Genomic DNA, 25098 nt, shown 5'->3' on the forward strand with positions numbered 1-25098 from the left:
CGGGCCGGTGTTTGGAGGAAGACAAGCCTGATCAAACGGCTCGGTCAATTGACTGAGCCGAAGCGCGCGGTAGGAGGCCGCGCGCTCCAACTACCAGAGGAGGAGGATGCCTTGACGCAGGGAAAGAGGACGTGTGCCGTCGCCAGTTCGGCGACGCAGAGATGGCTCGAATACAGTATCCATGCAGCAAAACTGTTCTGTGCATTGTGGTTCACCGTGCTGTTTGGAATTGCTGTCCCAGTAGCGGCCCAGCCTGCTTTGGTTGCCGATGTGCCATCATCTGCCTTGGGGAACCTTCCCGATCCGGTTTACGAAGGCCCTTTGGCGTCCGTTGGAAAGGCTCTGCATGATAACGGAATTGACCTCAAGTTGGACTATTTCAACATTTACCAGAGTTCCCCGACATATGGATTTAGCTCGACGGCCTATGGCGGGTTAATCTTCGACGTGACTGGTCATCTGTCGCCTGATTTTCGGGTAAGACTCACCGAAACGGTTAATTTTCCGGCTCACAATGTCAACGGCTATGCGAATGTCTTCGTTGGGCCTGTTCGCGACAAGTCAGACACAGATCTCACTCGCTTAACATTCCAGGCGGATTTTTTCGATGATCGTCTCCTGATCGAGGCGGGACGCATGGGGCTTGTTGAAAATTTCTTGACCAGGGGCTTCTGCGACGGTCCAGCCTGCGTTAACTCCACACAAGGTGCAACTCTCCACCTCCCTGAGGCAGGGCTTGCCGTTTGGGGCGCGCGGGCCGCATATAAAATGACGCCCAACACAACGGCGGGCTTCGGCATCGTTGAAAACAATACCGACAATTGGCTGGATGGTGATGGTTGGGATTGGGAAAAGGGCAGTACCGATGGATATATTGCGGTTGCCAACATTATTCATGCAGAGAGTTTCATAGATACCCCTCGTCCTCTAAAATTCGAGATTGGTGCCTATCGTCGCTCAGCTGCCTATAATGATGCCCTTTATGATGACGGGCCAGGAAACCCTACATTCACCTCCGCGACGCCAACTGTCATCACCCACAAGAACGGCACGAACGGCTTTTACGGGCAGGTGAGACAAGTCCTTTGGAGTGACCCTAACGGCGGTCCGGTTCCGAAGAATCTGGCATTCTATGGCGGTGTTTTCCACACGTTGGGTGACGGCCAGGCCTATCCGTGGGAAGCCTATGCTGGCCTCGAATATTCGGGTTTCATACCACAAAATCCGCTCACAACGATCGGTGCGTCTATCCACTACATCGCCCTCAGCGAGGAGCGCGCGCAATATGAAACGAATGCCCGCCGGGTCATGGCTGGACTGGATCAGCGCCAGTCGAAGGACACGTTCATGTTTGATGTGCATGCAAGAACGGGACTATTCAACAGGGGCGTTCTCAACGCTGGTGCCGCATATATCGTCAATCCAAACACAATCGTTCCGACCGATTTTTCGTCAAAACAACAGAAGGACGGCTTCTTCTTTTATGTAGCGCTAGCGTTCGACCTCGGCGGCAGCCTGGGCCTGTCGCCCCGTATAGGGCCGTAAGCCGCTCTTACAATCATCTAAGAGCGCTTTCGACCCTCGGCATGACAAGCACCATCAGTCCTCATCGGGCTGATGGGCATCGACCCCCATGGCTTCGATCTCGTTGATGACATGACGCACACCGGGAACACTGAGTGCCAAACGCGCCGCCATCCGCATTTCTTCATTGGTATCGACCATACCGCTCAGGGTCGCGGTATGACCATCGACACTGATTTCGATATTGTCGAGCACCATGTCATCGACTGTCTCGAACCGTTCGGCAATACGGCTTTCAATGTCGTCGCTGTCTTCACGGCCGATGGTGGCGGGGCTCAAACCGTCCTTTAATGGCTTTTCTTCGCCATCGGCCTCGACCGTATCGATTCGGTAGCCACCATTGGTGTCACGGTCGAAATTACCGGCGGTTTCTCCGTAGGCACGGTTTTCCGGCGCGTCCGAGGCTGCACCTGGTGTGTCGGAATAAGGCCAGCCGTCGTTGATATCGCGCTCTTCCAGGTCCCGCAATTCGTCTTCGGTGGATGCAGCGTTTCCATGCTTGGCATAAATCATGACACGTTCTCCTTGTCTTTGTGACGGATAAACGCTTCAGGATTGATTTGGTTCATATCCCCGGTTGGCTGGGGATTCCAGGCCGTCAGGGTGTCATATACCGCATGTGACAATCATGTTTGCGACGATATGGCCTTCTGCCATTTTTTCAGCAACCGATCACGCTTCAGGCGAGACAGCCGCTGGATCCAGAACAGGCCATCGAGCTGGTCGATTTCATGCTGCATGCAGATGGCGGCAAAGTCCTGAAGCTCCTCTTCGTGAACCGTGCCGTCCAATGACTGGTAGCGAAGGGTGATCTGGCGCGGCCGCGTCACGGTCTCGGTCATGCCCGGCATGCAGACACTTCCTTCATCATGCTCCAGAGTGCTTTGTGAGAAGAAGAGGATTTCCGGATTGACGTAATCACGCCGTCCACCCAATTCGAGTAGATCGAGGATGACCAGGCGCATCGACTCGCCCACATGGGCGGCGGTAATGCCGACGCCGGGCGCGGCGCGCATGGCATCGTATAACGCATCGGCAAAATGGATCAGGGTGGCGTCAAACGCTGTCACGGTCTGGCAAGGCTTGGCCAGCAGAGGATGAGGGTAGCGCAGGATTTTCAGGGCCATGACAGAATGATAGGCGGCTCAATCGGAGCCAGCCGCCTCGCGCAGCTTGCGACGGTCGGGCACGATGACATGGCGGTTGTTCTCGATAACGATGATGCCCTCCTTGCGCAGTTTGGTCATCTGCCGGCTGACGGTTTCAATGGTCAGGCCAAGGAAATCAGCGATGTCGGCGCGCGATAGCGGCAGGTCGAAGCTTTTGCTGAACGGCTGCATCGGGTCGATATGGGTGGCGATCAGATGGAGAAAGCTTGCCACTTTTTCCTGCGCCGTTTTGCGGCCCAGCGTCAGCATCCATTCGCGGGCCTCATCCAGTTCTTTCAGGGACTGTTCGTGCAGCTTGTGCTCGAAATCAGGAGCATCGGCCACCAGCCGGTCGATGACAGCACGGGGAAAGGCGCAGATTTCCGCGTCGGTCGCGGCCTCAGCTGTCAAACTGCTTTCTTTCAGGAAAGGACGCCCCATGAAATCCGGGGCAAATTGCAGGCCGACGATCTGTTGGCGGCCATCCGCCATCATTTTCGACAGCTTGACTACGCCCTTGACGATATTGCTATAGCTGGAGATCTGCTCTCCCTGGCCGATCACTTCGCCGCCCGCTTCGATATGGCGCTTTGTCGAGATACGGTTGAGCTCGATCAATTGAAGAATCGAAAGCGACGCGCATACTCCACCATGCCTTGCTTCGCATTCGCTGCAAACCGCAGGTGTTTCCGCGCCGCCGGTGCTGCTTTTAAGACTATGCATGTCCATTGTCTGCCCCATACATATGAAGTCGCGCTTACACGTAGCTTAGCGCGTGCTTGTGACGCTCAGGTTCGGTCGAACAGTTCGTCATTGTGCAATTGCGCGCCGTAAGGCGCCGACAAAAGTTCAAAAACGACACAGGCCACGCAGAAACGGTGATGCAGCAGACACGCATCTAAAGCCGCCGAATTTTCCGTCGCGCTCCCATGAGGAGTTTCTACCTGAACGAGACTATCAAGAAATTGATCGAAGTCAAAGTCCGTTCCATTGAAACCGATTATTTGTTCAGTCCAACCGCCACTCGACAAGGCCTCAGTTCATGCCAGCCAAAGCGCTTCTCTCAAAATATGCCGCCGCCGTTCCGCGCTACACGAGTTATCCGACGGCGCCGCATTTTCATACCGGTATCGACTGCGGCAATTATGCGCACTGGCTATCGCTGCTGGGGCAGGGGCAGACGATCTCTCTTTATATTCATATTCCATACTGCGACAGGCTCTGCTGGTTTTGCGCCTGCCATACCAAACATACACTAAAGTATGAGCCGATAACCGCTTATCTTGCTGCGCTTTTCAGCGAGATCGAAAATACCGCCAGGCTTGTCGGTCGCGAAGCAGTGGTGACGGCTGTGCATCTCGGCGGCGGCTCTCCCACCATGCTGCGCCCGCAGGACATGGTGACGCTGATGGACCGGCTCCGGGCAAATTTTACCTTTGCCGATGAGGCGGAAATCAGCGTCGAAATGGACCCGAACGATCTCGACGAAGCCCGCTACGATGCACTTGCGTCCATTGGTTTGACGCGGGCAAGTCTCGGTGTTCAGGATTTCGATCCCGTGGTTCAGAAGGCGATTAACCGTCTCCAGACCTTCGAACAGACTAAATCAGTGGTTGAGCAGGTGCGTAAGCGCGGTGCCACCTCGGTCAATTGCGATATTCTCTATGGTCTTCCCTATCAGACCCTCGAAAGTCTGGAGAAAACTGTCCTCGATATCGTGTCGTTGAAGCCGGATCGGATCGCTCTATTCGGCTATGCCCACGTGCCCTGGATGAAAAAGCATCAGACGCTGATCCCCGAGAATGCCTTGCCTGACATCGTCATGCGCTATGAACAGATGGTGAGGGCCTCGGCCATGCTGGTTGCGGCTGGTTATGATGCCATTGGAATCGACCATTTTGCATTGCCCGAGGATAGTTTGGCTATCGCGGCACGACAAAAGCGGCTGCGGCGCAATTTCCAGGGGTACACGACTGACGGCGCCGATGCCTTGATCGGACTTGGCGCTTCTTCGATCAGCCAACTGCCGCAAGGCTATGTACAGAACATGCCCGCGACGGGAGAATATCAGCGTCTTGTCAGTGAAAATGGGCTTGCAGCGACAAGAGGTATTGCTCTGAGCGGCGATGACCGGGTGCGTGCTGCCGTCATCGAACAGATCATGTGCGAGTTCGGCTTTTCCTTTGCCGAGATCCGGCAAGCTTTTCCAGATGTCGCCGAGAATGTGATCGCAGAAGCCAAGGTATTCACGGCTTCCAACGGTGACGACCTCTGCCGGATCGACCGGGAGTGTTTTACTCTGACCCCCACCGGGCGGCTCTTTGCCCGCAGCGTCGCGGCAACGTTCGATTGCTACTTTTCCAGCGGCAAGGCCCGTCATTCCATTGCGGTTTGACGAATAAGTCTGCATTTTTGCTGCGAGCCCACAAAACAGGCCATTGGCTTTTGTCCGAGTTTTGCCTATGTGGGACGCTGAATTTGAAATTCTGAAGGATAATTGGCTTGACCGCTACATTTGACAAAGTTGCCGACATCATTGCTGAGACCAGCGAGATCGATCGGGAAACCATCACTCCAGAGAGCCACACGATCGATGACCTTGGAATCGACAGCCTCGATTTCCTTGACATCGTTTTCGCGATCGACAAGGAATTCGGCATCAAGATTCCGCTCGAACAGTGGACCCAGGATGTCAACGAGGGCAAGGTTTCCACGGAAGAATATTTCGTGCTCAAGAACCTCTGCTCCAAGATCGACGAACTCAGGGCCGCCAAGGCTTGATCCGTTCAGGCCAAGGCTTGATCTGCTTAGGATTGTCACTGCCATTGCCGGGGGATCGCTGAATGCTGCTGGAATATTTCCAGATGATCGACAAGGTCGAGACGGTGGATCTGTCTGCCCTGACCTTGAAGGCCCAATCGGTGGTGCCGGAAAATAGTCCCGTCTTCGAAGGGCATTTTCCGGGCATGCCTTTGGTGCCCGGCGTTCTGTTGATCGAAACCATGGCGCAGGCTTCGGGGCTGCTGGTGCTGGCGGTGACAAAGTTTGCCTCGATGCCGTTCCTGATGTCGGTAGACGGTGCCAAGATGCGCAGCTTTGTCGAGCCGAACGCGGTTCTGGATATCGAGGCGCATCTGGAGCACGAAGGGTCAGGCTTTGCAGTCACCAAGGCGAAGATCACCTCTGCCGGCAAGAAAGTCGCGGATTGCCAGTTGAAGCTGCGCACCATGTCTTTTGACGAAGTGCCGCTGGGCGATATCGTTCGCAGCCGCGCCGAGCAGATCGGCCTGATGGCGGCGATTGCCGCTGCGCAATAGAGTTTATCAGGGGAAACTTGGAAACCGGTTTTCCTGAAAAGACAAACTCAAACAAAGAGAGTGAGAATCTGTATGGTTCAATGAACCTGGCGGATTCTAAGTGAGATCTTTAAAGTTTCGTCAATAAGGCCGCCGCTTTTGTGCGCGGCCTTATTGCGTAAAGCCGTCTGTCGGAGTAGGGCATGGCGGCCCTTGCAGGCCTTGGAGCTTTCGGGCTCGGACCTGGGAATGGACGGTATGTCGTGGTGCTGGCGCTGAGCGCTCTACACTGCTGAAGAAGGTTATAGACATGCATAAGACGCCCAACGATGTGGTGATCACCGGCATTGGCATTGTCAGCTGCCACGGAACCGGCAAGGAGCCGCACCTTGCGCTTCTGTCTGCGGGAACGGCAGCCGTGCCGCCGGTCGAGGTGGAAAAATTTGCGCCTTATCCCATTCATCCGATGCCGCAGATCGATTGGTCGACCCAGATCGCCAAGCGTGGCGACCAGCGGCAGATGGAAAACTGGCAGAGGCTCGGCGTCTATGCTGCCGGTCTGGCGCTCGATGATGCCGGGCTGAAGGACGATGTGCAGGCCTGCGCCACGATGGACATGATCGTGGCAGCCGGTGGCGGTGAGCGTGACATCAATGTCGATACGCTGATCGTCAATGAAGGGCTGAAGCGCAACGATCGCGCCCAGCTGGTCAATGAAAAACTGACGACCGAGCTGCGCCCGACCCTGTTTCTGGCCCAGCTCTCCAATCTGATGGCGGGTAATATCTCCATCGTCCACAAGGTCACTGGGTCCTCGCGCACCTTCATGGGCGAAGAGGCCGCCGGTATTTCTGCCATCGAGACCGCGTTTGCGCGCATTCGCGCCGGTCAATCCACCCATTCGCTGGTGGGTGGCGCGTTCGTGGCCGATCGTGATGATATTTTTCTGCTGGTGGAAGGCATTCAAGCCCATACGACCGGCCCCTGGAAACCGCTTTGGCAGCGCCAGAGCGGCGAGGGCGGCGGCATGGTTCTCGGCACGGTCGGCGCATTTCTGGTTCTGGAACAGCGCGCTTATGCCGAGGCTCGGGGCGCCCATATCTACGCCGTGCTCGACGCTATCGAGGGCGACCGTGGTCAGCGTGCCGATGGCGGGCTGGAAAAACGTTTGAGCCGCATGGCAGATTCTGTCGGCAAGGATATTGATGCAGATGCTTTGGTTCTGTCGGGAGCAAGCGGCCTGCATGAGATTTCCGCCCGGGAAAAGACAGCGCTGGAAAAAGCCTTTCCAGGTGCGGCCATTCGCGGCTTCGGTGGCATAACCGGCCACGGGCTGGAAGCACAGTTTCCGCTGGGGCTGGCGCTGGCGGCGCTGGCGCTGGATGGAGAAACCATCGTTCCGGCTTTCGATCCCACCGGCGAAGCAGGGATGACCAAACCGGCAAGCCAGGCCATTGTCACCACGGTCGGCTATGTGCGTGGCGAAGGCATGGCCCACCTGTCGGCTGAGGCGTGAGGAGAGAGACATGACACAATCCGGTTATGAGTCCCGTTTCAAGGATCATCTCGGTCGTCCGATTATCGCCGTCACAGGCATGGGCGTCATCACCTCGCTTGGTCAAGGGCTTGCCGACAATTGGGCAAAGCTGACCGGTGGCGTGTCCGGCATCCACAAGATCACCCGGTTTCCGACCGAAGGCCTCAATACCCGCATCAGTGGCACGGTAGACTTCATCGATATTCCGGCCATCAACGCGGTCGAGCGCTCCTATGCCATGGCACGGGAAACCACCATCGAGGCATTGGCCCAGGCTGGCCTGTCCGGCGATTTCGAAGGCCCGCTGTTTCTGGCCGCCCCGCCAGTCGAGCCGGAATGGGACGATCGGTTTGCGCTTGCTGAACGCGCACCTGCGGAAAGCGCCGAGGGCCATGCCTATCAGCGGCTGCTGGCTGCCATGCGCGCCGAGGCCGATCCGGTGTTTCTGGAGGCCGTACAGTTCGGCTCGATTTCCGAGCGGCTTGCCGACCGGTTCGGCACGCGTGGCCTGCCAGTGACCTTGTCGACGGCCTGCGCTTCGGGCGCCACAGCGATCCAGCTCGGTGTTGAGGCCATTCGCCAGGGTCGTACGGATCGGGCGTTGACAGTGGCAACCGATGGTTCCGTCGGCGCCGAGGCGCTGATCCGCTTTGCGCTACTCTCGGCATTGTCGACCCAGAACGATCCGCCGGAAAAGGCATCCAAACCCTTCAGCAAGGATCGCGACGGTTTCGTCATCGCCGAAGGTGCGGCAACGCTGGTGCTGGAATCGCTCGAAGCCGCCATTGCCCGTGGCGCAAAGGTGCTTGGCATCATGAAGGGCTGTGGTGAAAAGGCCGACCATTTCCACCGCACCCGTTCCTCACCAGATGGTGGTCCGGCCATCGCCACAATCCGTGCCGCGCTTGAAGATGCCGGTCTTACAGATCAAGGCATCGGCTATATCAATGCCCATGGCACCTCGACGCCGGAAAACGACAAGATGGAATATGGTGCCATGCTGTCGGTGTTCGGTGAGCGGTTGAAGGACCAGATTCCGGTGTCGTCCAACAAGTCGATGATTGGCCACACGTTGACGGCGGCCGGTGCGGTCGAAGCGGTGTTTTCGATCCAGACCATGCTGACCGGTACCCTGCCGCCGACCATCAACTATACCAATCCAGATCCGACCGTGGAGCTGGACGTGGTGCCGAACGTCAAGCGCGACGCACAGGTTTCGGCCGTGCTATCCAATAGTTTCGGCTTTGGCGGGCAGAATGCCAGCCTTGTCATGACCCTTGAACCTGCCTGATAAGGCTTCACCCGGCCCGGACACGACCGGGACAGGAAAGACAATAAAATAAGCCCTTGGGCGAAGGAAGATAGCCATGCGCGCATTGCAATTGATCGAAGACCGTAAGCTTGAAATCACCGACCTGCCGGAGCCGGATGCGCCCGGTCCCGGTGAAGTGACGCTGCGGGTCAAGGCGGTGGCGCTGAACCATATCGATGTCTGGGGCTGGCGCGGCATGGCGTTTGCCAAGCGCAAGATGCCGCTGGTGATCGGTGCGGAAGCCTCCGGCGTGGTCGAGGCTATCGGTCCCGGCGTCGGCAATATCCTGCCCGGCCAGCTGGCGGCGGTTTACGGCGCACGCACCTGCGGCCTCTGCAAGCCCTGCCGTGATGGCCGCGACAATCTCTGCGAACATGTCGGCGGTGTGCATGGCTTCCATCTCGACGGCTTTGCCCAGGAAAAAATCAATATTCCGGCTCGTCTGCTGGTTCCTGCCCCTCCGGGCGTCGATGCCATTGCCGCAGCGCTCGCGCCGGTCACGTTCGGCACCGTTGAGCATATGCTGTTCGACAATGCCAAGCTGGAGCCGGGTGAAACCATTCTCGTTCATGCCGGCGGCTCCGGCATCGGTACGGCGGCCATTCAACTGGCCAAGAAGATTGGCTGCACGGTGATCACCACCGTCGGCTCGGACGACAAGATCGAGCGGGCGCGGGCGCTGGGCGCCGATCACGTCATCAATTACCGCACGGACCGGTTTGAAGGCGTGGTGCGCAAGCTGACCAAGAAGAAGGGCGTCGACGTGGTGTTCGAACATGTCGGCAAGGACACCTGGGCAGGCTCCATGCTGTGCATGAAGCGCGGCGGGCGCCTTGTGACTTGCGGCTCGACATCAGGCGTTTCGACCGACCTGAACCTGATGATGCTGTTCCAGCAGCAATTGAAACTGCTCGGCTCGTTTGGCTGCCGGATGGAAAACATGGCCAACGCCATGCAGAAAATGGCTCGTGGCCTTGTTCATCCTGTTATCGATACGCAGGTGACGTTCGAAGATATCGACGTGGCGCTGACCCGGATGGAAAGCCGCCAGATCTTTGGCAAAATCATCCTGAAAATGGATTGATCATGCTCCGTCGGGTTCTAACAAAGGTCGTGTTGGGCCTGCGGAAATTTCCACAATGGCTGGTGGCCAAGTTCATCCTGGTCTTGCTGACGCTACTGAAACTGTTTCCTGCCGATACAGCCTTGAACGGTGCGGATCGGCTGGTACGGTTTATCGGTCCGAAGCTGAAGCGCCACCGGTTGATGCTGACCAATCTGCGCAATGCCTTTCCGGAAAAGTCCGAGGTGGAAATCGAGACTATCGCGCTGGCCGCCTGGGGTCATATGGGCCGGCAGATCGCCGAATATGTGTTTCTGGACGAGTTGTTCGATTTCGACCCGGACAAGCTGGGAGAGGGCCGCGTCGAGGTTTCCGGCATTCCGATCTTTATGGACCTGCTGGAAAATCCGCGCCCGTTCATCGTTTTTACCGGCCATACCGGCAATTTCGAAATGCTGCCGGTGGCGGGCGCTGCCTTCGGTCTTTATGTGACGGTGCTGTTTCGCCCGCCCAACAATCCCTACATAGCCGATATGGTGTTCGATTTCCGGCGGGCGCGGATGGGCAATCTCGTGCCCTCCCATGCCGGTTCGTCCTTTCATCTGGCGCGACAGCTGGAAGCAGGCAAAGGGGTCGGCGTGCTGGTCGATCAGAAGTTCAAGAAGGGCCAGCCCACGACATTCTTTGGCAGCGAAGTGCGCACCAATCCGCTACTGGCCAAGCTGGTGCGACAGTTCGGCTGCGATATTTATCCGGCCCGCTGTATCCGTCTGCCCGGCAATCGTTACCGGCTGGAAATCGAACCGAAGGTGGATATACCCAAGGATGGTCAGGGCCGGGTCGATGTTCAGGCAACTGCGCAAATGCTGAACGACAAGGTCGAGAGCTGGGTGCGCGAATGTCCCGAGCAATGGCTCTGGTATCACGACCGCTGGAACATCAAGAAAACACTTTGAAGTCCGCTCTGGCCTTCTCAGCTTGGGACAAGTCAGCTCTCGTTTGTTCGGTTTGAGGCGGCGTCAAAACGTTGGCCTGCGCAACGGCTGTCCAAAAGGCAGTGTTGATGGCTTCAAACTTTGTCGATTGCCAATGGAAGTAATCATCGACAAAACGCTGTGACAGCCAGACATTGCCGCGGCGGCGCGGCAATTCCCAGCCCAGCAGTTCTTCTTCCTGCGGCTTCTTGAACATCCGCTTCAGGTTGGTGATCGAGATCAGATAGGTCTCTCCAAGCGCGGCAAGGCTGATTGGTCCCAGCCGATAGAGCCCATCGGCATCGGGACGATCCGGGATCTGGCTGATCATGCCGTGCAACACCATGCCCCCCATGTCCGAATTGAGAAAGGGAGCTATCGTCTCACGCGGTATGCGCCAATCGGGGTCCACCACCAAAGCCTGGGCGATGATCGGTTGGGCAATCCTGAAAATAAGCGGATTGGCATCGGCAAGGGCGCGGCGACCTCCATCGTCCAACCGGTCAAGGCAATCCAGATGCCCCAGAAACCAGGAGATCATTGCTGCCTCGGTTGCTGCCGTTGGGACCAGGATGCGCATTCGCCGATCGGCTGGGTTTTCTATTTCCTCGATAAATTTATAGGCGGACAATTCGGCCAGAAATGACGCTGCGGTATTGCGGCTTGCCGCGCCCAATTGCATCGCCGCCTCCATGAAGCGGGAGGCCGTCAGACCTGAAAGCGGATCTTCCGGGGTTCGCTGCAAGGCAAGCGCATACATGGAATGCGACATCAACCATTTGCGGTGACAGGCCTTGAGGCGTGACAGGCGCGGTGTCTTAAGATGTATCCCAATCAGGTGTCGGGCGATTTCCCGCTCGATTTCCGGAAAAGCCGGATGAGCAGCGATAGCCTCACGGCTCAGAAGGGATGGGGATGAGATGTTTGAACGCGGAGATGACAACATCTGTGTTGAACCCGACAATGACGAATAGCAATACGTGTTTCTTGACTGCAGTCTTAGTGAACGCTCTATGGCAACAAGAATAGCGGTAAGCCAGGCAACTTCCGGTTAATCTTCATCCAAGATCATCGTGCTACCTTGTATTTTCATTGCGTTGCCGATGCAACGAGCATGCTCAAAACATACGTGCTTTGTCCCATAAAATATATGGGAATAAAAATTCCTGTTTAACAATCTGTCTTTGGTATTCTCCTGCCGATATCATGGGCGGTGCGGCCCCTCGAGAACTTGAATATTTCGAAGTAGTTTCAAGCATATTTGATTGGCATTTACGCGAGCACGATGACCCTTGCTGTCAATTATATCAGGTGGGACGTGCGGCCAAAATCCATCTTCTCGGTTTGTTTCCGGCAATAGAGCAGCGCCTTCTATGCTCTTTTGAGGAAACAGGAACGCACGATTTTTCGTCTCAGCAGGTTGTTTTGGGCCGTTGCAGTCCACCGATGGCCGGGTTAAACCTTGAGCCATGAGCGACATAGTCCAAAGACCCGAAACGCTGCGCATTGCCGTGGCTCAGTTCAATCCGACCGTGGGCGATGTGGTGGGCAATCTAAGCCTTGCCCGCACCGCCCGCGCCAAGGCGGCCTCGCTGGGGGCGGATCTTCTGTTGCTGTCCGAACTGTTCATTTCCGGCTATCCGCCGGAAGACCTGGTGCTGAAACCCGCCTTTCTCCAGGCCTGTAAGGCGGCGGTGGAGGAACTGGCCGCCGATACCGCCGATGGCGGACCGGGCGTCATCGTCGGCTTTCCCCGCCAGGGCGATAAAGGCCGGCACAATTCGGTGGCGATCATCGATAGCGGCAAAATCCTCGGTCTGCGCGACAAGATAGATCTGCCCAATTACGGCGAATTCGATGAGAAGCGGGTGTTTGTCGAAGGCGACATGCCGGGACCGGTGAACTTCCGGGGCGTGCGGCTGGGCGTGCCGATCTGCGAGGAAATCTGGAACGATCTCGGTGTCTGCGAGACGCTGGCCGAAAGCGGTGCGGAAATTCTGCTGGTTCCCAATGGGTCGCCCTATTACCACGGTAAGCTTGAGGTTCGGTATCAGGTCGTTCTGCGCCAGGTGATCGAAAGCGGCTTGCCGCTGGTCTTCGCCAATCAGGTTGGTGGGCAGGATGAGCTGGTATTCGACGGGGCCAGTTTCTGTTTCAATGCCGACAAGACGCTGGCCTTCCAGATGCCGCAGTTCGAGGAAAGCATCGTGCTGACCACTTGGACGCGGGAGGGTGATGGCTGGCGTTGCGCGCCGGGCGAGGTCTCTGATATCCCTGAGGGTGAGGAGGCGGATTACCGCGCCTGCATGCTGGGCTTTCGCGATTACGTCAATAAAAACGGCTTCAAGAGCGTGGTGCTGGGCTTGTCCGGTGGTATCGATTCGGCGATTTGCGCGGCAATGGCAGTCGATGCGCTGGGGCATGAACGGGTGCGCACCATCATGCTGCCCTATCGCTATACATCCGAGGAAAGCTTCAAGGATGCCGCCGATTGCGCCAAGGCGCTTGGCTGCCATTATGACATCGTGCCGATCTCAGAGCCGGTGGAAGGCTTTCTGTCCAGTCTTGCCGATATGTTCGAAGGCACGGAAAGCGGCATTACCGAAGAAAACCTGCAAAGCCGCACCCGTGGCACCATCCTGATGGCGGTGTCCAACAAGTTCGGCTCGATGGTGGTGACGACGGGCAATAAGTCGGAAATGTCGGTGGGCTATGCGACGCTGTATGGTGACATGAACGGTGGCTTCAATCCGATCAAGGACCTCTACAAGATGCAGGTCTATGCGCTGTCAGCCTGGCGCAACGCCCATGTGCCAGTGGGCGCGCTCGGCCCGGCGGGTGAGGTCATTCCGGCCAACATCATCTCCAAGGCGCCGTCAGCCGAACTGCGCCCCGACCAGAAGGACCAGGACAGCCTGCCGCCCTATCCGGTGCTGGATGACATTCTGGAGTGCCTGGTGGAAAAAGAAATGTCGGTAGAAGAGATTTTGGCGCGTGGCCATGACATCGCCACCGTGCATCGCATCGAGCACCTGCTTTACTTGGCCGAATACAAGCGCCGTCAATCTGCGCCGGGCGTGAAGATCACCAAGAAGAATTTTGGTCGGGATCGCCGTTATCCGATCACCAACCGGTTCCGGGATCGCTAGCGGCTATGCGCAGCTCTGTGGAGATTTACAATATCGAGACCCGCCAGAGCCGCATTGTCTGGCAGACAGAGCGATTGGTGGAGGCACCGAACTGGTCGCGGGATGGCCAGTTCTTGATCCTCAACGATGACGGATTGATGTATCGCCTGCCTCTGGTCGGGCAGCCGGTGTCGGAAAAGATTGACACTGGTTTTGCCACCCAATGCAACAATGACCATGGGCTTTCGCCGGATGGCCAATGGCTGGCGATCTGCGACAAGGTGGAGCATGGCAAAACCTGCCTCTACATCCTGCCTGCCAAAGGCGGCACGCCGATCCAGATCACCGAGAACCTGCCTTCTTACTGGCATGGCTGGGCGCCGGATGGCGGAAGGGTGTGTTACTGCGGCATCCGCGACCAGGTCTTCGACATCTATACGATCTCGGTTGACGGCAACGACGAGCGCCGCCTGACCCATGGCGAAGGCCGCAATGATGGGCCGGACTGGTCGGCGGATGGCGCGTGGATCTATTTCAACTGCAGCCGCAGCGGCACGATGCAGATCTGGCGTATTCGCCCGGATGGCACGGACGTACAGCGTCTGACCGATGACGGGCAGGGCGACTGGTTTCCGCATCCATGCCCGAATAATCGCAAGGTGGTGTTCATTTCCTATGACGCCGATGTCTTCGATCACCCGCGCGATCTCCATGTCCGCATGCGCCTGATGGACATGGACGGCGGCAATGTCGAAACCCTGTTTGAACTGTTTGGCGGGCAGGGAACGATCAATGTGCCAAGCTGGTCGCCGGGCGGCCAGGAATTCGCCTATGTGCGGTATTTTCCGGTGATCGCCTAAGCATTGCCGCAGTCTGACAGTACCAGCCGTTCGTCAGGTGCCCGCATGTTTGCGGGAGAATCGGGAATGCGGTGAAATTCCGCAACGTGCCCAACGCTGTGAGGTGGATGGTTGTTGCTTTTGCCACTGGTGATAACCGGGAAGGTGCAGCAATCAAATGAAACCCAGTCAGAAGACCGGCCTGATATGATAGACGTATCTGCGCGGACGGCAGGCGCGTTTTGCTGGATCGCGATTCGCAAGGGATCGCGTCGGGCGCATTGTTGGGGACCAAACGATGCTAGACCAACCTAATGATGCTCTGGTTTCCGCCGGAGCATTTTCCGACGATGAACGCGCCGCCGTCTACCGGGCCATCATGACCCGCCGCGATGTGCGCGATGAATTTCTGCCCGACCCAATCGACGATGACACGCTCTGGCGCATCCTCACCGCCGCCCACCACGCTCCTTCAGTGGGTTTCATGCAGCCCTGGAACTTTGTGCTGGTGCGCGACACCGCTCGCCGCCATGCCGTCTGGCAGGCCTTTTCCAAGGCCAATGACGAGGCGGCAAGCCTGTTTGAAGGCGAAAAAGCCACGCTCTATCGCAATCTGAAGTTAGAGGGCATTCTCAAAGCGCCGCTCGGCATCTGCGTCACCTGCGACCCAGACCGCGCAGGCCCCGTGGTGCTAGGCCGAACCCACAACCCCCGCATGGACAGCTACTCCACTGTCTGCGCCATCCAGAACCTCTGGCTCGCCGCCCGCGCGGAAGGTATCGGCGTCGGCTGGGTCAGCATTTTTCACGATGCCGATTTGCGGGCTATTCTCAATATTCCAGAGCGGATTGAGATTGTTGGGTGGCTGTGCCTTGGCCACGTTGTCGAGCTTTATGATGAGCCGGAATTGCAGGTGAAGGGGTGGCGCAAGCGGCTGGCGTTGGAGGATCTGGTGTTTGAGGAGGGGTGGAAAGGCGCTGGTTGAGAGCGGGCATAATCACTGAACTGACAGCAGGAACATGGTCCGTGCGCAATCTCTGGCTTACCTTGCATCTTTTCACGCAAGGGCAATCTCACCGATTTGCGCAAGCGTTGTCTCCGCATATTTCTTTGTGACGTGGATTTCGGCTGCCTCGTGTGCCTCTTCAAGGATGGCGTTGGAGGCCCGCTCCACCGGGCATGTCGGGTGATCACGCGAGATCGGGGCATGAAGAATAGGTCCTTCGTTCAAAGCTCGTTGAACGTCGAGCACCGTGATCTGATCGAGCGGTTTGGTTAGCTTCCATCCGCCGCCGCGACCGCCTTCCGATTCAACAATTCCATGCTCTCGCAAAGCGCCTAACGTACGGCGCACGACCACGGGATTTGTATTGAGCATTTGCCCGATCCGTTCCGACGTTTCCCTGCCGCCGAGCAAGCCCATGTGCACCAGAACATGCAGCATTCTGGGGAACCGACTATCGGGTCTCATTGCATACCTTTCCGTAACATTATTTGTTACGATATCTTGACGTCAAGGATTTTATGTAACACATAGTGTTACGAAATAGAATGAGCGCTTTCGGACCAACGTTGGCTCCTATTCGTTTTTTGGCGAATTTGATCTCTTCCATCACAAGCGCCAAACCAAACATCCAGAGGTCCAAATGAATGAGATGATGATCCCGACCCGCACCATTCATATGAGCATACTTGATGCGGGGAGTGGCCCCTTGGTATTGCTTTGCCATGGTTTTCCTGAAACCAAACACGCTTGGCGGCATCAGATCGATACTCTTGCGCGCGCGGGTTATCGCGTCGTCGCGCCAGACTTGAGGGGCTATGGTGGCACTGACGCGCCGACGGGTGAAGATCAATATACGGTTTTCCATGCAGTCGGCGACTTGGTGGCATTGTTGGACGCATTGGGTGAGAAACAGGCGGTTGTCTTCGGTCACGATTGGGGAGCGACTATCGCATGGCAAGCTGCGCTCATGCGCCCGGACAGGTTTCGTGCTGTCGGAGCACTGAGTGTGCCTATGATGGGCTCACCACCCGTTCCACCGACACAAATCTTCCCGCAGAACGAAGAAGCCATGTTCTACGCCCTCTACTTTCAAGGGCCGCAGACCGCAGACGCTGAGTTCTCTCACGACGTGAGTTTGACGCTCCGCAAGTTGATTTTTGCAGCAAGTGGAGAAGCGGGGCCGCGCAAACCCAGTGACGGTACGCCCAATCCCTTTGGAATGGTGACGCGACGCATGGGGCTCTTGGCGGGCCTGCCGGATGTGGACACGCTGCCGGATTGGCTGGCCCCCGAAGTTTTCCAGCACTTGGTCCGCGCATTCAAGGCATCAGGGTTCACCGGCGGCCTCAACTATTATCGAAATCTGGATCGTAATTGGGAATTGCAGCAGGCTTATTCAGGCCAAACAGTCAACGTGCCGGCATTCTTTATGATTGGTGAGCGCGATCCCGGTTTAAGCATTCCTGGGATGGATCAGATCATCGCTGGCATGTCTGACCTGGTTCCCGACCTGCGTGGTTCCCACACCCTGCCCGAAGCTGGCCATTGGCTCCAGCAGGAGAGGCCGACCGAGGTCTCTGAACTGATGATAAACTTTCTCAAGCAGTTGGATAATCGTTAGAGGGGCTTCCCAAGCGCGGAAAATGAGTGCCCTGCTGAAACGGATCGTTCCACGTCTGGCTTTGGCAACGCCTGAAAGGCCTCCTGCGCCAATCAAAACGCAGAAGGCTTTCCTATCAAACAGGCCGAACCAGAATATGCTTCTTCTTGCCCAATGACAGCTTAATCACGCCATCACCAGTTACCTCACCAGCCCCAATGCTCAGACGCTCATCAGAAACGCTCTGGTCATTGATCTTCACGGCTCCGCCCTGCACATGGCGGCGGGCTTCGCCGTTGGAGGCGGCGAGGCCGGCTTTGACGATCAGGGCCAGAAGGCCGATGCCGGATTCAAGCTCCGCTGTTGCGACCTCGATGGAGGGTAGGTTGTCGGCCAGTGCGCCTTCTTCAAAGGTCTTGCGGGCGGTTTCAGCTGCTTCTTCGGCGGCTGCGCGGCCGTGCAGGATGGCCGTCACTTCCGTTGCCAGCACCTTTTTGGCTTCGTTCAGCTCCGCACCACCAAGGGCAACCAGACGGGCCACTTCATCCATCGGCAGTTTGGTGAACAGCTTGAGGAAGCGGCTAACGTCTGCGTCCTCCGTGTTGCGCCAATATTGCCAGAAATCGTAGATCGGCAGCAGATCAGCATTCAGCCACACGGCACCAGAGGCGCTTTTACCCATCTTTGCGCCTGAGGATGTGGTCAGCAGCGGAGCCGTCAACGCGTAGAGCTGTGGCGTGTCCATGCGGTGGCCAAGGTCGATACCGTTGATGATATTGCCCCATTGGTCAGAGCCGCCCATTTGCAGGCGGCAGCCGTAGCGCTTGTTCAACTCGACATAATCATAGGCCTGGAGAATCATGTAGTTGAATTCCAGGAAGGACAGCGATTGCTCGCGGTCCAGACGGGTCTTGACGCTATCAAACGACAACATGCGATTGACCGAGAAATGGCGGCCCACATCGCGCAGGAATTCGAGGTAATTCAGACCCCGCAGCCATTCGGCATTGTTGATCATCAAGGCGCCGCCCTTGGGGCCTTTGTCGTAATCGAGGTAGTTGGCGAAGCAGGCTTTGATGGAGGCGATATTGTCCTCAATCATGTCGATGGTCATCAGCTTGCGGGCTTCTTCCTTGAAGGACGGATCGCCCACCATGCCGGTGCCGCCGCCCATTAGTGAGATCGGCTGATGGCCGGTTTCCTGAAACCAGTTCAGCATCATGATCTGCATCAGGTGGCCGACGTGTAGGCTGGAAGCCGTCGGATCATAGCCAATATAAGCCGTCACACTTTCCTTGGAGAGCAGGTCATCGAGGCCAGTTTCGTCGGACATCTGGTGGATGAAGCCGCGCTCGGACAGGATATGCAGGAAATCAGACTTGAACTTGGACATGATCGTCACGCCTTCTGGTATCGGATTTTGGTCTTGTGAATTTGGAATTCGAGGCGGCTTTATCATTGTTTTTTGAAAAGTGCATCAATTTCAGCCATCAATGGCGCTCTTTCTGATCGCCGGGAAAAGGAACATCGAGTCGTGACCAAAACGCTGCAAGCAATCGGCCTGATGAGTGGCACTTCCATGGACGGCATCGATGTTGCTCTGGTCACCACAGATGGCGAGGCGGCGGTAGAGCGGGGGCCGTTTCTGGCGGTCGCCTATGACGATGCGTTTCGCCAGCGGCTGAAGCAGGGGCTGGAGGACGCAAAGGTAATCATCGATCGCCGTCAACGCCCAGCCAGCCTGGCCGCGTTGGAGAGGGAGTTGACGCTGCGTCATGCGGATGCTGTCAAACGCTTTCTCGCCGCAAACGAGCTCCGCGCCCGTGATATCGATGTCATCGGCTTTCATGGCCAGACGGTGTTGCACAGGCCGGATCAGGCTTTGACGGTGCAGCTTGGCGATGGCGCGTTGCTGGCCCGCGAAACCGGTATTGATGTTGTCTACGATATGCGGGCCAGTGATATGGTGCATGGCGGGCAGGGTGCTCCGCTGGTGCCTGCCTATCATGCCGCGCTGGCTGGCGGATTGGGGGTGGAACGCCTTCCGGCCTGTTTCGTCAATATCGGCGGCATTTCCAACCTGACCTATATCGGTGCTGACGGCGAAATCGCCGCCTTTGACAGTGGTCCCGGCAATACCCTGATCGACCAATGGGTCGAGACCCACACTGGCCTTGCTTTCGATGCCGGGGGTAAAATTGCCGCCAAGGGCAGGGTGGTGAAGGTGTTGGCGGACCGTTATCTCAGCCACGGGTTTTTCACCTCCAATCTGCGCCGCTCACTGGATCGCAATGATTTTGCCCCGCCCAAGGCAGGGGATATCAGTCTTGAAGATGGCGCGCGCACGCTGGCGCATGTGGCCGCGGCTGCGATTTTCGCCTCGGCCCGGCATTTGCCACAAAAGCCGAAAACCTATGTGATCTGCGGCGGTGGCCGGTTGAATGCGGTTATCATGGCGGATTTGAGCGCCATGGCGGCGCGGGAAAGAGCTGTGATCGTCAATGCCGATGATCTGGCACTGGATGGCGATGCCATGGAGGCGGAGGCCTGGGCCTATCTTGCGGTACGCTCGCTGAAGGGGCTGCCCTTGACCTTTCCCGGCACTACTGGCGTGCGTCAGGCGGTATCGGGCGGCCTCCATCAGATTCCGCTGGTCTGCGAGACGGAGCGGCTTTTGCTAACCCCATGGCGGGCGGGCGATGAGACATTGCTGGCCGACCTTCATTCGACCCCGGAAACCTGCCGCTTTGTCAGCACGGGTGCGCCATGGAGCGTGTCCTATGCGGCTGAGCGCATCGATGGCTGGATGAATGACTATGAGGCAAAGGGTATCGGCAAGCTCAAGCTGGTTGCCCGGGACGATGGCCGCTTCATCGGGCGTGCTGGTTTCTCGTGGTCGAAGGAAAGCGGGCAGTACGAACTGGGCTATTCCATCTGCCATGATGAATGGGGCAAAGGCTTTGCAACGGAAATCGCCACAGGCTTGAAGCGCTGGTTCTTTGAACAAGACATCGGGAATGCCTTCATCGCCTTCGCCCATATCGACAATGCCGCCTCGCTGGCCGTGCTGCGTAAGACCGGCTTTACGGAAACGGAGCAGCGCGATTACAAAGGTCGGCCTTTTCAGTTTTTTGAATGCGTGGCGCCTGAGTAACCTTAGGCATGTGACCGCCGGAAAATACCCGTCCTCAACATGAACAACAGGATCAGATTGCGTTCATCTTGGTTCTCTTAATCTCCAGTCATCGTTTCCAGTGAAACGCATCAGGAGATAGAAGATGAAGAAATTTTTGGTCGCATGTCTGATCGGTCTGGGAAGCATCACAGCAACGGCGGCACCGTCTCTGGCCGATGATGTGAGGGTTATGGTGTATGATCGCGGTTATCATCCTGATCGCCAGTATGGCCGTGACGAATACCGTCCTCATCGTCCGCATCATCGCAATTTCGAGCGGCGTCATCACGCCTACCGCGATAACTGCCGGACCAAGAAGGTCAAGTTCCGTCATCACGGTCGTTGGGTCTACAAGACCACTACGGTTTGCCGTTAAGCCAATCAGCTTGAATTGGGATAGAAAAAAAGCCGGATCAGAAATGATCCGGCTTTATAATGTCAGCTATTCAGCTGGAATATGGCTCCCCGGGCCGGATTCGAACCGGCGACCTGTCGATTAACAGTCGAATGCTCTACCGCTGAGCTACCAGGGAATGTACCGTTTGAAGCGGTGTGAACCGCGTCCGTTGGTGTGAGTGGGCTTCTACTCAGGCTTTGATGGTTTGCCAAGTCCCTTTTTGAAAAAAAAGTGCCTCTTGTTTTGTTTTCCCCTCTTTCCCATCTGATGTCTGTGGGAAAACTGGCCTCAATCGGCCTTGAAGGACGACCGTGACGGAAAAGAAAACCAAGACCTATCATATGGATACCGAAAATGGACGCCTGCATCTGGGGCGTTTCAACCTGCCGATCCCGCAGTCTCGCGGCGGGCGGATTACGGTTGGCAGTCTTCTGGTGGTTGGCGGCTGCCTGGGCTTTCTGCCTGTGCTTGGCTTCTGGATGGTGCCGCTTGGCGTCTTGGTCTTGTCCCATGACGTGGCGCCGGTTCGGCGGTTTCGCCGCAGGGCCGGGCTGAAATTTGCCAGGGCTCAAAAAAATGGTTGGAAGCTGGGGCGCAAACGGCGGCCCCATATGCAGCGGTGAAGGTTCAAAACTCGTTTGTTCAGGCGAAATAACGCCGCTTTGGTTCCACGGCCTGGGTGCCCTGTACGGCGGGAATCGTTTGCAGGACGCGCTTGGCGGGCAGGATGGCAATCACTTCCGTCCCTTCGCGCAGCTTTGATTTCAGCTTGAATTCGCCGCCATGCTTGGCGAGGATGGCCTGGACGATGGGAAGGCCGAGGCCCGTCCCCTGTTCGGCGCTCTTGATGGCGATGGAGCCCTGCCCGAAGGCCGAGAGCACCACGGGGATTTCCTCTTCGGCAATGCCGGGGCCATTGTCCTTGATGGAGACATATTGTCCGCCGCCGACGGTCCAGCCGACCTTGACGAGGATTTCTCCGCCCGGCGGTGTGAATTTCACCGCATTCGACAAGAGGTTTAGCACCACTTGCCGGAGCGCCTTTTCATCGGCCCAAAGGGCGGGCAGGTTGATCTCATATTGCTGGGATATCTTGATATCCTTGGCTTTGGCGCGCAATTGCACCATGCCGACGCAGTCCTCGGCGACTTCAAGCAACGAGATCGATTCTTCCGAAAGATCGTATTTGCCAGCCTCGATTCGGGACAGGTCGAGGATTTCGTTGATCAGATTGAGCAGGTGCTGGCCGGACCTGTGAATATCGCCGGAATATTCCCGGTAAAGCGGATTGTTGAGCGGCCCCAGCACTTCCTGAGCCATGACCTCGGAAAAGCCTAGGATGGCATTCAGTGGTGTGCGCAACTCATGCGACATAGAGGCAAGAAAGCGCGATTTCGCCATATTGGCTTCTTCCGCCCGACGACGCGCTTCGTCCGACATGGATTTGGCCACTTCCAGCTCGGCGATCAAGTCGTCCTTCTCGCTCTGGAACGATATCAGCTTGAGGTTGGAGACATAGAGCCTGCCGGTGATATAGATGAAGAACAGCACGGAGACGGTAAAGGCCAGGGCCAGCGTCGCGTCTTCGACGCGCTGCGAGAAAAACGCCTGGGCGGACAGCGCGATGATCGGTGGCGTAAACGCATAGAGCACGGCCTGACGCAGCAGAATATTGGTCATGGCCGTAGTGCAGAGCACTACCAGCAGCACGGAGCCTTTCAGCAGCAGGTCGCTTGTCGGGCCGCATGCCGCGCAGGTCTGGAAGGTAAAGGCGGCCCAGCAGCAGCCCATGGCCAGATGCCCGGCCAGCAGAACATGGCGCCAATGTTCCTGATGATGGGAGACCGGAATGCGCTTGGCAGCCTTGCGGATGAGCAAAATGTTCAGGGCGTGAATGCTCAGTGTTAGCAGCGCCCAGAGGATATAGATCGGGCTTCCCGACAGGTAGGCCGTCAGGCCGGCGGTCAATATCGTGATGAAGGGTGTGACGGCCGCGCCATGCAGGCTGGCCTGGGTATGCATGGACAGCAGGTCTTTTTCGAAAGCCGGTGTGCCGCCGTGGGTGGAATGCAGACGTTCTCTGGTCATGCGCAAGGCTTTTGCCGTCGCCTTGTTGCGGTGGCTACGCGATAGGTCGACAATATTCTTGTCAGTAGAGTTTGAAACGCCGTTACCCATGATGTGGTTGCATTTTTTCCGCGGTCCGTCTCAGACTAGCCATGAAGTCTTAAGAGTTACTTTCTGGAAAGGTTTTATTTGCCATTCTCGGATACCGGCTGTTATTGAAAAGGGCCAGATTGTGACACGCATGCATCGGATCATTGCTGCCGCCTTCGTCTGCCTGATCATCGGCACGATGCTTGTCGCTGCCTTCTGGCCCCGTAAAATACCGTCTTTCGATGGCCCTTTCGTAATTGCCGATGGTGAAACATTGGTGACCAATGGTCAACGTCTGCAACTCAAAGGCCTGGATTCACCCGAAATTGGTCAGCGGTGCCGGGGCGAGGATGGTGTTGTCCAGCTTTGCGGTGCGCAGGCCCGATTCGGTCTGGCCCAGCGCATGGCTCAGGCCGGTGTTCTCTGTCAGGGAAGGGACCGCATTGAAAACGACCGTATTCTGGTAACCTGCACTGTCATGGGTCGCGATGTTGGAGCCGACATGGTTCGCTCCGGTCTCGTTCTGAATGCGGGCGGCTATGAGAATGAGGAAAAGCAGGCCCAGGCCGATAAAGCCGGGCTTTGGGCAGGCACGTTCGACCGGCCGGAAGAATGGCGAAAGCTGCATCCTCGCAATGATATCATTCGCAGGCAGGACGAAAATTGACCGTGAGCGTGCCTGTTGACCTCGACGGACTGCTCGCGGCCATTCACGCCTGCCGGATCTGCCGGGATTGTCCGACACAGGTAACAGCGCTGCCGCATGAACCCAGGCCCGTCGTCGTTCTGTCGTCCTCCGCCCGCATTCTGATTGCTGGACAGGCGCCGGGCATTCGGGTGCATGAAACCGGACTGCCTTTCAACGATGCCTCCGGCGATCGGCTGCGGCAATGGTTGGGTGTGGACAGGGAGGCGTTTTACGATAGCCGCAACTTTGCCATCCTGCCGATGGGCTTCTGCTTTCCGGGATACGACGCCAGCGGCCACGACCTGCCCCCTCGGCGCGAATGCGCCCCACAGTGGCGGGAAGCGGCCATGGCGGTTATGCCCCAGGTGGAGCTGGTGCTTGCTATCGGCCAATATGCGCAACGCTGGCACTTGGGCGACCTGCGAAAACCAACCTTGCATGCCACGGTGGTGAGCTGGCGCGAGTCTTTTTTTACCAACCGGCCCGGGCCGAAGATTTTGCCGCTGCCTCATCCCAGTTGGCGAAACAGTGGTTGGCTGCGTCGCAATCCGTGGTTTGAGGCAGAATTGCTACCTGTCTTGAAAAAGCAAGTGGATCACTGTTTGCGGTGAAAGCATTTTGCTTTCGTTTGCTACAAATTGCGCTATACCGGAAAAAAATTTCAATGGTGTCGCTCATGGATCGTCTGGACCGTAAAATTCTGCGTATTTTGCAGGAGGATTCCACTCTTGCCGTTGCCGACCTCGCCAAGAAGGTCGGTCTTTCCACCACGCCCTGCTGGCGGCGTATCCAGAAGATGGAAGAGGATGGCGTGATCAAGCGCCGCGTGGCGCTGCTCGATCCGGTCAAGGTCAATACCAAGGTGACGGTCTTCGTTTCGGTGCGCACCAATACCCATTCGATTGAATGGTTGAAGCGGTTTTCCGAAGTGGTGGCGGAATTTCCCGAAGTGGTGGAATTCTATCGCATGAGCGGCGATGTGGATTATCTGCTGCGGGTCGTGGTTCCTGACATCGGTGCCTATGATGCCTTCTACAAGCGGCTGATCGCCAAGATCGAGATCCGCGACGTATCCTCGGCCTTCGCCATGGAGCAGATTAAATACACGACCGAATTGCCGCTCGATTATATGATGCTCGATAATAACAAATCGGGTGAGGAATAATGGCTGGGGAGCCTGATAACAGACTCCCC

Annotated in this window: 25 protein-coding genes, 1 tRNA gene, 1 pseudogene and 1 riboswitch; of the genes and pseudogenes, 19 read left to right on the forward strand and 8 right to left on the reverse strand. The window is 57.1% G+C overall.

Going from position 1 to position 25098, the window contains the following annotated elements; all coding sequences use genetic code 11:
* Positions 1-111: 111 nt before the first annotated feature.
* Positions 112-1545 (forward strand): carbohydrate porin, encoded by a 1434-nt coding sequence (locus ASB66_RS12430; protein ID WP_114386655.1) that lies wholly within the window; start codon positions 112-114, stop codon positions 1543-1545.
* A gap of 54 nt (positions 1546-1599) precedes the next feature.
* Here ASB66_RS12430 and ASB66_RS12435 read toward each other — a convergent pair whose 3' ends face one another.
* From ASB66_RS12435 to ASB66_RS12445, 3 genes are all read right to left on the reverse strand, one after another.
* The gene (locus tag ASB66_RS12435; protein ID WP_060715643.1) at positions 1600-2097 is read right to left on the reverse strand and encodes a BON domain-containing protein; all 498 of its coding nucleotides are present in this window, start codon (positions 2095-2097) and stop codon (positions 1600-1602) included.
* 113 nt (positions 2098-2210) lie between these two features.
* Positions 2211-2711 carry a peptide deformylase gene (locus tag ASB66_RS12440; protein WP_060715642.1) on the reverse strand — a complete coding sequence of 167 codons (501 nt, stop codon included), beginning with the start codon at positions 2709-2711 and terminating at the stop codon, positions 2211-2213.
* An 18-nt stretch (positions 2712-2729) separates the two neighbouring features.
* Positions 2730-3455, reverse strand: coding sequence for a Crp/Fnr family transcriptional regulator (locus tag ASB66_RS12445; RefSeq protein ID WP_114386657.1), 726 nt, complete (start codon positions 3453-3455; stop codon positions 2730-2732).
* 319 nt (positions 3456-3774) lie between these two features.
* On the opposite strand from ASB66_RS12445, the gene hemN reads away from it, so the two are divergent.
* From hemN to ASB66_RS12480, 7 genes are all read left to right on the forward strand, one after another.
* A complete protein-coding gene (gene hemN, locus ASB66_RS12450; RefSeq protein WP_060715641.1) occupies positions 3775-5127 on the forward strand; it encodes an oxygen-independent coproporphyrinogen III oxidase in 1353 nt (450 codons plus the stop codon).
* Positions 5128-5234: 107 nt separating this feature from the next.
* Positions 5235-5513, forward strand: coding sequence for an acyl carrier protein (locus tag ASB66_RS12455; protein ID WP_015915867.1), 279 nt, complete (start codon positions 5235-5237; stop codon positions 5511-5513).
* Between the two features lie 62 nt (positions 5514-5575).
* Entirely contained in the window at positions 5576-6049 is a 474-nt protein-coding gene (locus ASB66_RS12460) for a 3-hydroxyacyl-ACP dehydratase FabZ family protein (protein ID WP_060715640.1), read from the forward strand.
* A 289-nt stretch (positions 6050-6338) separates the two neighbouring features.
* Complete coding sequence (locus ASB66_RS12465) at positions 6339-7544, forward strand: beta-ketoacyl-ACP synthase (protein ID WP_060715639.1); 1206 nt, start codon at positions 6339-6341, stop codon at positions 7542-7544.
* Positions 7545-7554: 10 nt separating this feature from the next.
* Positions 7555-8856: a beta-ketoacyl-ACP synthase gene (locus tag ASB66_RS12470; RefSeq protein ID WP_060715638.1), complete on the forward strand. Its 1302-nt coding sequence runs from the start codon at positions 7555-7557 to the stop codon at positions 8854-8856.
* Positions 8857-8932: 76 nt separating this feature from the next.
* Positions 8933-9961 carry a zinc-binding dehydrogenase gene (locus ASB66_RS12475; protein ID WP_015915871.1) on the forward strand — a complete coding sequence of 343 codons (1029 nt, stop codon included), beginning with the start codon at positions 8933-8935 and terminating at the stop codon, positions 9959-9961.
* A gap of 2 nt (positions 9962-9963) precedes the next feature.
* Complete coding sequence (locus ASB66_RS12480) at positions 9964-10896, forward strand: lipid A biosynthesis lauroyl acyltransferase (protein ID WP_060715637.1); 933 nt, start codon at positions 9964-9966, stop codon at positions 10894-10896.
* Here ASB66_RS12480 and ASB66_RS12485 read toward each other — a convergent pair.
* The gene (locus tag ASB66_RS12485) at positions 10880-11860 is read right to left on the reverse strand and encodes a hypothetical protein (RefSeq protein ID WP_060715636.1); all 981 of its coding nucleotides are present in this window, start codon (positions 11858-11860) and stop codon (positions 10880-10882) included. The two genes, ASB66_RS12480 and ASB66_RS12485, sit on opposite strands and share 17 nt — an antisense overlap.
* A gap of 523 nt (positions 11861-12383) precedes the next feature.
* On the opposite strand from ASB66_RS12485, the gene ASB66_RS12490 reads away from it, so the two are divergent.
* The 3 genes from ASB66_RS12490 to bluB all read left to right on the forward strand — a co-directional run bounded on the left by ASB66_RS12490 (position 12384) and on the right by bluB (position 15866).
* Positions 12384-14063, forward strand: coding sequence for an NAD+ synthase (locus ASB66_RS12490; RefSeq protein WP_060715635.1), 1680 nt, complete (start codon positions 12384-12386; stop codon positions 14061-14063).
* Between the two features lie 5 nt (positions 14064-14068).
* Positions 14069-14902, forward strand: coding sequence for a TolB-like translocation protein (locus ASB66_RS12495; RefSeq protein WP_060715634.1), 834 nt, complete (start codon positions 14069-14071; stop codon positions 14900-14902).
* 18 nt (positions 14903-14920) lie between these two features.
* Positions 14921-15101, forward strand: a riboswitch (cobalamin riboswitch).
* A gap of 78 nt (positions 15102-15179) precedes the next feature.
* Entirely contained in the window at positions 15180-15866 is a 687-nt protein-coding gene (gene bluB, locus ASB66_RS12500; RefSeq protein WP_060715633.1) for a 5,6-dimethylbenzimidazole synthase, read from the forward strand.
* 72 nt (positions 15867-15938) lie between these two features.
* On the opposite strand, the gene ASB66_RS12505 is transcribed toward bluB, so the two are convergent.
* Positions 15939-16352, reverse strand: a complete 414-nt coding sequence (locus ASB66_RS12505) for an Rrf2 family transcriptional regulator (RefSeq protein ID WP_060715632.1) — start codon at positions 16350-16352, stop codon at positions 15939-15941.
* Between the two features lie 175 nt (positions 16353-16527).
* Between ASB66_RS12505 and ASB66_RS12510 the strand changes: the two genes are divergently transcribed.
* On the forward strand, positions 16528-17508 hold the full coding sequence (locus ASB66_RS12510; RefSeq protein ID WP_060715631.1) for an alpha/beta fold hydrolase: 981 nt from the start codon (positions 16528-16530) through the stop codon (positions 17506-17508).
* Between the two features lie 115 nt (positions 17509-17623).
* Here ASB66_RS12510 and tyrS read toward each other — a convergent pair whose 3' ends face one another.
* Positions 17624-18880: a tyrosine--tRNA ligase gene (tyrS, locus tag ASB66_RS12515; protein WP_060715998.1), complete on the reverse strand. Its 1257-nt coding sequence runs from the start codon at positions 18878-18880 to the stop codon at positions 17624-17626.
* Between the two features lie 141 nt (positions 18881-19021).
* On the opposite strand from tyrS, the pseudogene ASB66_RS26710 reads away from it, so the two are divergent.
* The 3 genes and pseudogenes from ASB66_RS26710 to ASB66_RS12525 form a co-directional block, all read left to right on the forward strand.
* Positions 19022-20122 (forward strand): annotated as a pseudogene (locus ASB66_RS26710) (anhydro-N-acetylmuramic acid kinase); the annotation flags it as partial.
* A complete protein-coding gene (locus ASB66_RS26715; RefSeq protein ID WP_234613886.1) occupies positions 20099-20641 on the forward strand; it encodes a GNAT family N-acetyltransferase in 543 nt (180 codons plus the stop codon). The pseudogene ASB66_RS26710 and the gene ASB66_RS26715, both read left to right, overlap by 24 nt.
* Before the next feature lie 124 nt (positions 20642-20765).
* The gene (locus tag ASB66_RS12525; RefSeq protein WP_060715630.1) at positions 20766-21038 is read left to right on the forward strand and encodes a hypothetical protein; all 273 of its coding nucleotides are present in this window, start codon (positions 20766-20768) and stop codon (positions 21036-21038) included.
* Between the two features lie 82 nt (positions 21039-21120).
* Here the strand turns inward: ASB66_RS12525 and ASB66_RS12530 are convergent.
* Positions 21121-21195 (reverse strand) — tRNA-Asn (locus ASB66_RS12530).
* Between the two features lie 175 nt (positions 21196-21370).
* On the opposite strand from ASB66_RS12530, the gene ASB66_RS12535 reads away from it, so the two are divergent.
* Positions 21371-21682, forward strand: coding sequence for a hypothetical protein (locus ASB66_RS12535; RefSeq protein WP_114386580.1), 312 nt, complete (start codon positions 21371-21373; stop codon positions 21680-21682).
* A 19-nt stretch (positions 21683-21701) separates the two neighbouring features.
* Here ASB66_RS12535 and ASB66_RS12540 read toward each other — a convergent pair whose 3' ends face one another.
* Complete coding sequence (locus tag ASB66_RS12540) at positions 21702-23237, reverse strand: sensor histidine kinase (RefSeq protein ID WP_060715629.1); 1536 nt, start codon at positions 23235-23237, stop codon at positions 21702-21704.
* A 121-nt stretch (positions 23238-23358) separates the two neighbouring features.
* Here ASB66_RS12540 and ASB66_RS12545 point away from each other — a divergent pair, with 121 nt between their 5' ends.
* The 3 genes from ASB66_RS12545 (at position 23359) to ASB66_RS12555 (ending at position 25069) form a co-directional block, all read left to right on the forward strand.
* The gene (locus ASB66_RS12545) at positions 23359-23883 is read left to right on the forward strand and encodes a thermonuclease family protein (RefSeq protein WP_141748794.1); all 525 of its coding nucleotides are present in this window, start codon (positions 23359-23361) and stop codon (positions 23881-23883) included.
* Positions 23880-24515 carry a uracil-DNA glycosylase family protein gene (locus ASB66_RS12550; protein ID WP_081088837.1) on the forward strand — a complete coding sequence of 212 codons (636 nt, stop codon included), beginning with the start codon at positions 23880-23882 and terminating at the stop codon, positions 24513-24515. The genes ASB66_RS12545 and ASB66_RS12550 overlap by 4 nt, the downstream gene beginning before the upstream one ends.
* Positions 24516-24580: 65 nt before the next feature.
* A complete protein-coding gene (locus ASB66_RS12555; protein ID WP_015915887.1) occupies positions 24581-25069 on the forward strand; it encodes an Lrp/AsnC family transcriptional regulator in 489 nt (162 codons plus the stop codon).
* Positions 25070-25098: the final 29 nt, after the last annotated feature.

Source organism: Gillisella vitis (genome assembly GCF_001541345.2).
GTDB classification, from domain to species: domain Bacteria; phylum Pseudomonadota; class Alphaproteobacteria; order Rhizobiales; family Rhizobiaceae; genus Allorhizobium; species Allorhizobium vitis.

Excerpts from the sequence above, each read along its gene's own strand:
- ASB66_RS12435 (WP_060715643.1), bottom strand. The coding sequence starts at position 2,097 with ATGATTTATGCCAAGCATGGAAACGCTGCATCCACCGAAGACGAATTG.
- ASB66_RS12440 (WP_060715642.1), bottom strand. The coding sequence starts at position 2,711 with ATGGCCCTGAAAATCCTGCGCTACCCTCATCCTCTGCTGGCCAAGCCT.
- ASB66_RS12445 (WP_114386657.1), bottom strand. The coding sequence starts at position 3,455 with ATGCATAGTCTTAAAAGCAGCACCGGCGGCGCGGAAACACCTGCGGTT.
- hemN (WP_060715641.1), top strand. The coding sequence starts at position 3,775 with ATGCCAGCCAAAGCGCTTCTCTCAAAATATGCCGCCGCCGTTCCGCGC.
- ASB66_RS12460 (WP_060715640.1), top strand. The coding sequence starts at position 5,576 with ATGCTGCTGGAATATTTCCAGATGATCGACAAGGTCGAGACGGTGGAT.
- ASB66_RS12465 (WP_060715639.1), top strand. The coding sequence starts at position 6,339 with ATGCATAAGACGCCCAACGATGTGGTGATCACCGGCATTGGCATTGTC.
- ASB66_RS12470 (WP_060715638.1), top strand. The coding sequence starts at position 7,555 with ATGACACAATCCGGTTATGAGTCCCGTTTCAAGGATCATCTCGGTCGT.
- ASB66_RS12475 (WP_015915871.1), top strand. The coding sequence starts at position 8,933 with ATGCGCGCATTGCAATTGATCGAAGACCGTAAGCTTGAAATCACCGAC.
- ASB66_RS12480 (WP_060715637.1), top strand. The coding sequence starts at position 9,964 with ATGCTCCGTCGGGTTCTAACAAAGGTCGTGTTGGGCCTGCGGAAATTT.
- ASB66_RS12485 (WP_060715636.1), bottom strand. The coding sequence starts at position 11,860 with ATGTTGTCATCTCCGCGTTCAAACATCTCATCCCCATCCCTTCTGAGC.
- ASB66_RS12490 (WP_060715635.1), top strand. The coding sequence starts at position 12,384 with ATGAGCGACATAGTCCAAAGACCCGAAACGCTGCGCATTGCCGTGGCT.
- ASB66_RS12495 (WP_060715634.1), top strand. The coding sequence starts at position 14,069 with ATGCGCAGCTCTGTGGAGATTTACAATATCGAGACCCGCCAGAGCCGC.
- bluB (WP_060715633.1), top strand. The coding sequence starts at position 15,180 with ATGCTAGACCAACCTAATGATGCTCTGGTTTCCGCCGGAGCATTTTCC.
- ASB66_RS12505 (WP_060715632.1), bottom strand. The coding sequence starts at position 16,352 with ATGAGACCCGATAGTCGGTTCCCCAGAATGCTGCATGTTCTGGTGCAC.
- ASB66_RS12510 (WP_060715631.1), top strand. The coding sequence starts at position 16,528 with ATGAATGAGATGATGATCCCGACCCGCACCATTCATATGAGCATACTT.
- tyrS (WP_060715998.1), bottom strand. The coding sequence starts at position 18,880 with ATGTCCAAGTTCAAGTCTGATTTCCTGCATATCCTGTCCGAGCGCGGC.
- ASB66_RS12525 (WP_060715630.1), top strand. The coding sequence starts at position 20,766 with ATGAAGAAATTTTTGGTCGCATGTCTGATCGGTCTGGGAAGCATCACA.
- ASB66_RS12540 (WP_060715629.1), bottom strand. The coding sequence starts at position 23,237 with ATGGGTAACGGCGTTTCAAACTCTACTGACAAGAATATTGTCGACCTA.
- ASB66_RS12555 (WP_015915887.1), top strand. The coding sequence starts at position 24,581 with ATGGATCGTCTGGACCGTAAAATTCTGCGTATTTTGCAGGAGGATTCC.